Origin of the sequence: Pseudomonas sp. LAIL14HWK12:I1 (genome assembly GCF_003202095.1) — a bacterium.
GTDB lineage: Bacteria > Pseudomonadota > Gammaproteobacteria > Pseudomonadales > Pseudomonadaceae > Aquipseudomonas > Aquipseudomonas monteilii.
The window spans coordinates 220,043-228,106 of the sequence record NZ_QJKG01000011.1 but is presented as its reverse complement, the minus strand read 5'-3'; the positions used below and the strand labels follow the sequence as shown (position 1 = coordinate 228,106).

At 65.7% G+C, this 8,064-nt stretch carries 10 protein-coding genes; all 10 read right to left on the bottom strand.

Annotated features, from left to right (window positions below; translation table 11 throughout):
- On the bottom strand, window positions 1-368 hold a 368-nt coding region (locus D906_RS23840; RefSeq protein WP_027608934.1), incomplete at its 3' end, for a toxin VasX.
- 372 nt (window positions 369-740) lie between these two features.
- Complete coding sequence (madM, locus tag D906_RS23835) at window positions 741-1,505, bottom strand: malonate transporter subunit MadM (protein WP_016713951.1); 765 nt, start codon at window positions 1,503-1,505, stop codon at window positions 741-743.
- 2 nt (window positions 1,506-1,507) lie between these two features.
- Window positions 1,508-1,930 (bottom strand): malonate transporter subunit MadL, encoded by a 423-nt coding sequence (gene madL, locus D906_RS23830; RefSeq protein ID WP_016713950.1) that lies wholly within the window; start codon window positions 1,928-1,930, stop codon window positions 1,508-1,510.
- Between the two features lie 65 nt (window positions 1,931-1,995).
- On the bottom strand, window positions 1,996-2,916 hold the full coding sequence (gene mdcH, locus D906_RS23825; protein ID WP_027614931.1) for a malonate decarboxylase subunit epsilon: 921 nt from the start codon (window positions 2,914-2,916) through the stop codon (window positions 1,996-1,998).
- Window positions 2,913-3,527 carry a malonate decarboxylase holo-ACP synthase gene (locus D906_RS23820; RefSeq protein WP_019098518.1) on the bottom strand — a complete coding sequence of 205 codons (615 nt, stop codon included), beginning with the start codon at window positions 3,525-3,527 and terminating at the stop codon, window positions 2,913-2,915. Before D906_RS23820 ends, mdcH begins: the two co-directional genes overlap by 4 nt.
- Window position 3,528: 1 nt before the next feature.
- A complete protein-coding gene (mdcE, locus tag D906_RS23815) occupies window positions 3,529-4,320 on the bottom strand; it encodes a biotin-independent malonate decarboxylase subunit gamma (RefSeq protein WP_019098519.1) in 792 nt (263 codons plus the stop codon).
- Window positions 4,317-5,165, bottom strand: a complete 849-nt coding sequence (locus tag D906_RS23810) for a biotin-independent malonate decarboxylase subunit beta (protein WP_019098520.1) — start codon at window positions 5,163-5,165, stop codon at window positions 4,317-4,319. Before D906_RS23810 ends, mdcE begins: the two co-directional genes overlap by 4 nt.
- Entirely contained in the window at window positions 5,158-5,457 is a 300-nt protein-coding gene (locus D906_RS23805; protein ID WP_016713945.1) for a malonate decarboxylase subunit delta, read from the bottom strand. Before D906_RS23805 ends, D906_RS23810 begins: the two co-directional genes overlap by 8 nt.
- A gap of 1 nt (window position 5,458) precedes the next feature.
- Complete coding sequence (locus D906_RS23800; protein ID WP_025752495.1) at window positions 5,459-6,364, bottom strand: triphosphoribosyl-dephospho-CoA synthase; 906 nt, start codon at window positions 6,362-6,364, stop codon at window positions 5,459-5,461.
- Window positions 6,364-8,025 (bottom strand): malonate decarboxylase subunit alpha, encoded by a 1,662-nt coding sequence (gene mdcA, locus D906_RS23795; RefSeq protein ID WP_027614932.1) that lies wholly within the window; start codon window positions 8,023-8,025, stop codon window positions 6,364-6,366. The genes D906_RS23800 and mdcA overlap by 1 nt, the downstream gene beginning before the upstream one ends.
- Window positions 8,026-8,064: the final 39 nt, after the last annotated feature.

The window sequence follows — 8,064 nt, the reverse complement described above, 5'->3', positions numbered from 1 at the left end:
TTGAGGAAGGACGAAGGAATGTCGTGGTTTTCATTCACGCATTTTTCGGGCAGTGATGCGGGGAGGCCCTCCGACGGCTCGTAGGGGTTGAAGCGGCGCAGGTGGCCCTGCTCGCTCACTTCGTAGGCATGCCAGACCTGCTGGTCGAGCAGCACGTACAGGTAGCCCATGCGCAAGGTGCGCACGCCTAGCTTCGCCGAGACATGCAGGCTGCCGGCCACGGTGCTGAGGCCCTGTGGGCGTGTGTCCGGCACCAGGGCGCGGCGCAGGGGCAGGATCGGCAGGCCTTGGCGTTCACAGGCCATGCACTGGTCGGAAGGGAGCCCGGCTTCGGCTGTCGCAATGGCGATACGTTGACTAAGGGTCATGAGCGCCTCCCGATTTTTCGAAGAGAATCGATCAGGCAGCCCCAGTTCGCCTCGAAATAGAGAGCAAGCAACGGAGAGGTATTGGTTGGGCCGGGCATGAAGTGGTCCTTGTCTTCCAGCAGGCTGAAGACACGAACACTATCGGGGAATCAATTCTTCAAGGAGTCTGGGGCTTCCTAAACAGCTGTAGGATCTGTCTCTTCGAAAAATTACCAGACATTTCCTGGGCAATTGATAAATACTGGCCTCGTGCAGTGGCCGTCAGCAAGTTACACCCCCTTTGGGAGCAACTGTCTTGCACAAAACCTGTAAGCTGGCGCGATCGCTGTGGGAGGGTCGTACCCGCTTCCCAAGCGATCGCGCCAGCTTCCTTCAGCCGACCAGACCGCGTATGCAGAAGTACAGGATCGAAGGCCCCATCAGGCACCCCAACCCCGTATGGAAGGTGGCCGTCAACGCCCCATACGGCACCAACCGCCGATCCGTCGCCGCCAGCCCCGCCGTCACCCCCGACACGGTCCCCGCCAAACCACCAAACACCATCGCCGAACGCGGGTTGTCCAGCGCCAACAGGCGCGCCGACACCGGTGTGAACACCATCACCAGGATCGCCTTGATCAGCCCGGTAGCGATCGAAAGCGCCATCACATCCGAGCTCGCACCGAGCGCCGCCCCGGTCACCGGCCCGACGATGTAAGTCACCGCGCCCGCACCGATGGTGGTCATGCTCACGGCATCGCGGTAGCCGAAGGCATAGGCCACCGCCGCGCCGACAATGAATGGCAGCACTGTGCCCAACAGCAGCGCGACTGCGCCAATCATGCCGGCTTTGCGCGCTTCGGTGGCCTGCACCTCGAAGGCCGTGGCAACGATGGCGAAGTCGCGCAGCATGGCCCCGCCCATCAGGCCGATACCGGAGAACAGCGCCATGTCGGCCAGGCCCTTCTGCCCTCCGGTGACAGTGCCACCTACCCAGGCCAGCACCAGGCCGATGACGATGGCGATGGCCGAGCCATGCACCCGGCCGAAGGTGAGGTATTTAGACAGCAACACCGACAACCACATGATGGCGCCCACCACGGCAAAAGCGGTGATCAGGCCGTTGTGTTCGAGGGCATTTTCAATGATCGGCCACATGTTCAACGACCTCCTGCAGGGGCAACCTGCGCCTGGGTTTCGGGGCTGGGCTCAAGCGCGGGCAGTGGCTCACCCCGGTGGCTGCGGCTGATCAGGGCGATGGTCAAGCCGCACACCAATACCGCACCTACCGCGGCCAGCAGCGCAACCGGCCCACCGTGCAGGGCGGTGACCACGTTCTGCTGGGCAGCCATGGCCACCACGACCGGGATGTACATCGCACCCCAGAAGCCCACCCCGAATTCACATTCCTTGCTCATGCCGCCGTTGCGGTGCATGTACAGCCGTGCGCAGATCAGCAGGATCATGGCAATGCCGACCCCGCCCACATTGGATTTGACGCCCAGCAGCACGCCCAGGAAGTCGCCGACGATAACGCCGGCCAGCGTGCAGACCGCCAGCAGTGCCACACCATAGATGATCATTGTTGTTGTCCTCAGGTAGTGTCGAAGTTGCTTGTTGTTGTTCTTCGCCATCCGCAAACCCGCCATCATCGGTCGCCGGCCACCTCCTGGCGCAACAGCGCATCCAGGGTGTCCCAACGGGTACCCTCCACCGCCACCACCCTGCCCTGTTCGAACACGGGCCGGGCCAGCCCCCCGAGCACGCTGCCGGGTGGCATTTCAAGGTGCAGGCGCACGCCGCGTTCATAGGCGTTGCGCAACGTAGCACGCCAGTCGACCACCCTTGCCATGTTGCCGGCCAGGTCGTCGCGCAGGTGCTGCGGGTCGAACACCGGTCGTGCGCTGCTGCCGCTGAGGTAGGTAATGCGTGGCCGCTGAAGCTCGACCGACGCGAATGCACTGGCCAATTGCGCAGCCGGGCCGTCGAGCAACCGGCAATGCGACGGCACGCTGACCGCCAAGCGCCTTGCCACACCTTGGCCCAGGCGACGAGCCTTGGCCGCCACCTCAGCCATCGCCGTATCGCTACCGGCAATCACAATCTGCTTATCACTGTTGAGGTTGGCGACGTATACCTCACCGCCCACCTCAATCAGCAGGCGCTCGACACTGGCCAGGTCCAGGCCACTGAGCGCGGTCATGCCGTAACCTTGCGGATAAGCACCTTGCATCAGCTCGCCACGCAAGGCGACCAGGCGCACGGCATCGGCAAAGCCCAAGGCGCCCGCCACGACCGCTGCCGGATAAGCACCAATCGACAAGCCCGCCACATAATCCGGTGCCGGGCTGCGTTGCATCAGCCAGCGCGCCCAGGCCACGCCGCTCAGCAGCAGGCACAGCTGCACGGCGCGGGTGTTTTGCAGGGCTTGCTGGCTGTCCATCTCACGCACCTGCTGGCCGAGGACATCGCTGGCCTCTTCCAGCAGTTGCCCGCAACCTTCAGGCAGGCGTTGCAGCATGCCCACCTGCTGGGCACCTTGGCCGGGGAAGGCGAACAGGCTGCTCATGCGGCACGCTCCATCACGGCCCAAGGGTCGCTGACCAGACGCGGGCCGTGGGGCGACTTGAGCAGCACGCGCAGGGCAAAGCTCGCCCACTCGCGCAGGGCAACCGCACCCGACGGGGTTTCCAGTTGCACATCGATACGGCACGGCGCGCAGTCGAGAATATCCAGCAGCTCCCGCGCCTGGGCGCGGGCCAGCGGTCGTGGCGTGCGCAGCAGCAGGTCCAGGTCACTGCCGGCGTGCACCACTTCCATGCCGGTCGCAAGCTGGTACCCCACCCCACCCGTCGGCCCCCAGGCCAAGCCACGGGCCTGCAATACCGGGGTGACCGAAGCCAGTGCCTGCAATGCAGGCCATGGGCTTTGCCCATGCACGCGCAGGGCTTCAGGGCCTTGCTGACGCTGGATATCGGTCAGGCGCATCAAGGCACCCAACCGCTGCGCCCGGCCGTGACCGCGAAGCCCCACCGCCACCCAGCCCGCTTCACAGGTGGCACGGCGCACCACCACCGGCTGACCGCTTGCCAACACCTCCAGCGCCCACTGAGGCGCGTCCGTGGGCAAACCCGACACGGGCATCCCCCACAGCAGGTCGTGCGGCCTTGGCGCGTTCATCTCAAGCGCCCTGCCACTGGCGGCGCAGCTGTTCACGTACCTGACGCGAGGCACTGCGGTTTTCACCCGCCAGCCGCGACGACAGGTCGGTCGAACTGCCAATGTCGCGCACGGCTTCGGTCAGGCAGGCACGTACTTGGGCAATGTCGGCGCTGCTCGGGGCTTCGGCGTTGTCCACGGTCAAGCGGCGCCACAGCAGGCCCAGCGAGGCATAATTATCCAGGTCGTAGGCCATGGGCGGCACTTCGGCGGCCAGGGCCTCCAGTTGCTCGACGCTGCGCAGGGTAATCCGCGCCGCCGCCGCCTTGCCCATGGCGTGCACCATCACCCCGGCATCGTCCAGAGCGATCAAACGCTGGGCCTGATAGCCATGAGCCAGGAAGGCACCGGACATGGCCTTGCCAACCAGCAAGCCGATCACCGGGTGCCCGGCCAGCCGCGCCTGGGCATAGGCCTGCACGGCACCGGCCAAGGCCTGGTGGATACCCAAGGCCTCCTCACGGCGGCCATAGGCCTGGCTGGGTACATCGATCACCGCGACAATGGCCCGCTTCTGTCCGTTGCGGTCAGCCGCCACCGCCTCGCTCACGGCCTTGGCCAGGCCCCAGCCTTCCAGCAGACCGACCTCGCCCGAGCGTGCGCGGGGGAACGGGTTTTCAGCATCAGGCACCACGGCGATGAAGCGCACCAGGCGGTTGTCCAGTTCGCCGTCGATCACCAGCAACGATGCGGGATAGCCCGGCAAGGCTTGCCCGCCGGCCAGGCCCGACAGCCAGTTCAAGGCACGGTTCATTGGGCTTCTCCTTGATAAAGGGCGCGTACGGCAGCGGCATCCAGTTGCGGGCAGTCATCCCCCAGCCGGGCCAGCCTGTCCAGGAACCAGGCATGCTGGCTGGCGCGATCTCTGGAAGGTGCGTCCAGCAATTGCAGCAAGCGTTCGCGCAGCGCGTCGATGTCGTCGGCCACATAGCCGTCCACCAATCCGCTGGCATGGCGCTGCTCACCACCGCTCAGGCTCCAGATGAAGGGGCGATCCTTGGCGTCGTACTCGCCAATGCCGGCTTCCTGCTCGATCACTTGCGGGCCGTTGAGGCCCAGGCGGGCTTCGCGGGTGACCAGCAAGTGGCTGCACAGGCCGGCGGCGATGGACATGCCGCCAAAGCAGCCGACCGAACCTGCGATCACGCCGATCACAGGTTGCCAAGCCCGCAGTTCGACAATAGCGGCCTGAATCTCGGCAATGGCTGCCAGGCCCAGGTTGGCCTCTTGCAGGCGCACCCCGCCCGTTTCCAGTAGCAACACGGCGCACGTGGGGATGCCGTTGCGGTTGTCTTCGATGGCCAGCTCCAGCGCACCGGCGATCTTTGCACCGCCCACCTCACCCATGCTGCCGCCCTGGAAGCCACCTTCGATGGCAGCAACCACAGCATTGCGCCCGTTCAGCCGACCTTTGGCGATCACCACGCCATCATCAGCCTGGGGCACGATGCCTTGGCGCGGCAGCCAGGGTGACATCAGCCGGTCGAACGGCCCCAGCAGTTCACGGAAGCTGCCCGGATCGAGCATGGCGCGCGCACGTTGGCGGGCGCCCAGTTCGACAAAGCTGCGGCTCTGCAGCAAGCGTTCGGTGTCAGTCATGGGCAATCTCCTCGAAGCCTTGCTCAAGGCGTAGGCGCACCACACCAGGGGTGGCGCCAAAGTCATGGATGTCGATGTTCACAGCCGGCCAGGCGCGACCCTCGAACAGGCGCTGGAACAGTTGCGCCCAGCGGGCAGCGCTGCCGTTGACCGAGGTGACCACCTGGATCTGCAGGCTGCCGGCAGTGCCAGGTTCGATCAGCACCTCCAGATCGCCGGAGCTGACGCAGCCCACCAGCGTGCGGCCACGGCCCGGTTCAGCGGCGGGGAATTGAAAATTCAGGGTCTCCATGTCACAGGCTCCCGGCTTTATCGAGGAACAGGCAGGCGGCCAGCAAATCGGCGGCGCCGCCCGGTGAGGCGTTCAGGTGCAGCAGGTGCTGGTCCAGCTCGCGCAGTTGCCGGCGCCCGGCCAAGGTGGCGCTGCCGCCTTCGGCCAGTACGGCCAGCGCGCCTTGCTGCACGGTGGCCAGACCGGATGGACCGCTGCGCCAGAGCACGCAGGTGTCGCTGAGTACGGCCATGATCGCCAGCAGCGCGTCGAGCCGGGCGTGCTGCTCACTGGCACCGGCGGCGCGGCTACGTTGCAGTTGTGGCAGGCCGTGGCCGATGACGGCGGGGAAGCCTTGTTGCGCCTGCTCGCGGGCGCCGCCGGTGCCGTAGCGGCGGCGGACCTGCTGGCCGTGGCTGTCTTGCGGGACCATGGCCGGGTCGTCCAGCAAGGCGAGGCGCCCGGCGCGGACGGCAAGGGTGTTGGCGTTCGCAAGGGGATCGAGGGCCGTGACCGCTACCAGCAGGCCGAGGGCCCAGATTGCGCCGCGATGGGTGTTTACCCCCCCGGTGGTGGCGAGCATGGCGGCCTCGCCTTCACGACCGAGCTGACCGAGCGAGGCACGCAGGGGTTGGCAGATTTCACCGAAGGATTGCGCGGCTTCGGCCATTTGGCGCAGGCAGGGCCACAGTGACAGCGCCGAAGCGTGCATCAGAGGCAGCGACATGTCGGGGTGGGCGCCGTTGCTGCGGCGGTCCACCAGGCCGGGTTTGGGGGACAGGTCGGCTTCGTCGATCAGGGCTTCTACGGCTAGGTCGGCCAGGTGGTCGGCCAGGGAGATTTTGGTTGGCTGGGCGGGCCTCATCGCGAGCAAGCTCGCTCCTACAGGGACCGCGCCAGCTTCGGGGCTCAGGTTGTGTGCGTTCATCACCAGCTCCTGAACCGTGCAGGCGGGTTGTAGAGGCCGCCGGACCACTCGACCAGGTCGGCGATGCTGCGCGCGGCCAGCAGTTCGCGGCTGGCGTCGGTGCGCCGGATGCCGAGGTCTTCGGGCAAGGCGATCAGGCCCTGTTGGCGCATGCGCAAGGTATCTTTCGGGTCATGCCGCAGGCCGATGGCGGTGACCCCGGCCACGGCGGCGATCATCTGCTGGCGTTCTTGCAGGCTGCGGGCCTTGTACAGGTAGGCAATGCCCTCCTCGGTCAGCAAGTGGGTGACGTCGTCGCCATAGATCATTACCGGTGCCAACGGCATCCCCGCCTTCTTGGCCACTTCCACGGCATCGAGGGTTTCCACGAAGGTAGGCTTGCCGCCTTCCTGATAGGTCTCGACCATTTGCACCACCAGCTTGCGGCCGCGTTCGAGCATGGTGTCTGGCACCGTCATGTCGAGCCAGGCCGGAGTAGCGTGGCGTCGGCCGCGCGGGTCGTGGCCCATGTTCGGTGCACCGCCAAAACCGGCCAGGCGGCCGCGGGTGACGGTGGAGGAATGGCCATCGCCATCCACCTGCAAGGTGGCGCCGATGAACAGGTCGACAGCGTACTGCCCCGCCAGCTGGCACATCATGCGGTTGGAGCGCATCGAGCCATCGCGGCCTGTGAAGAACACGTCCGGGCGTTGGGCGATGTAATCCTCCATGCCCAGCTCGGTGCCGAAGCAATGCACGCTTTGGACCCAGCCGGTCTCGATAGCCGGAATCAAGGTTGGGTGCGGGTTGAGCGTCCAGTTACGGCAAATCTTGCCCTTCAGGCCCAGCGACGCGCCGTAGGTGGGCAGGATCAGTTCGATGGCGGCGGTGTTGAAGCCAATGCCATGGTTCAGCGACTGCACCTGGTGTTTTTCGTAAATGCCACGAATGGCCATCATCGCCATCAGCACATGCACCGGCTTGATATGGCGCGGGTCGCGGGTGAACAGCGGTTCTATGTAGAAGGGCTGGTCGGCGACCACCACGAAATCGACCCAGGAGGCCGGGATGTCCACCCGTGGCAGGTCGTCCACGCGGTCCACCAACTGGTTGACCTGGGCAATGACGATGCCGTCGCTGAAGGCGGCCGGCTCTACCAGTGCCGGCGTGTCTTCGGTGCTGGGGCCGGTGTACAGGTTACCGTCACGGTCGGCCATGAAGCCGGCCATCAGGGTGACGTTGGGAATCAGGTCGACCAGCAGCCGCGAGTAAAGCTCGATGTAGGTGTGGATGGCGCCGACCTCGAGCAGGCCATCTTCCAGCAATTGGCCGATGCGCAGGCTCTGCGGGCCGGCAAAGGAAAAGTCGAGCTTGCGGGCGATACCGCGTTCGAACAGGTCCAGGTGCTCGGCGCGGCTAACGCTGGGCATGATCATGTGCAGGTCGTGCAGGCGCGCGGGGTCGACCTTGGCCAGCGAGCGTGAGAGGAAGTCTGCCTGCTTCTGATTGTTGCCTTCCAGCACCACCCGGTCACCGGGCGCCAGCAACAGTTCCAAGGCTTCGACCATACGTTCGGTGGGCAGCACCACGCCGTCGGCGAGGTGGCGTACCCGATCGAGGCGGCGCTGCTTTTCGGCACGCCGCCGCGACCATTGCGGCGGTGGATTCTGCGTTATTGTCATGGTGACTCCACGGGTTCGCTGTCGTGGGGTCACCATAGG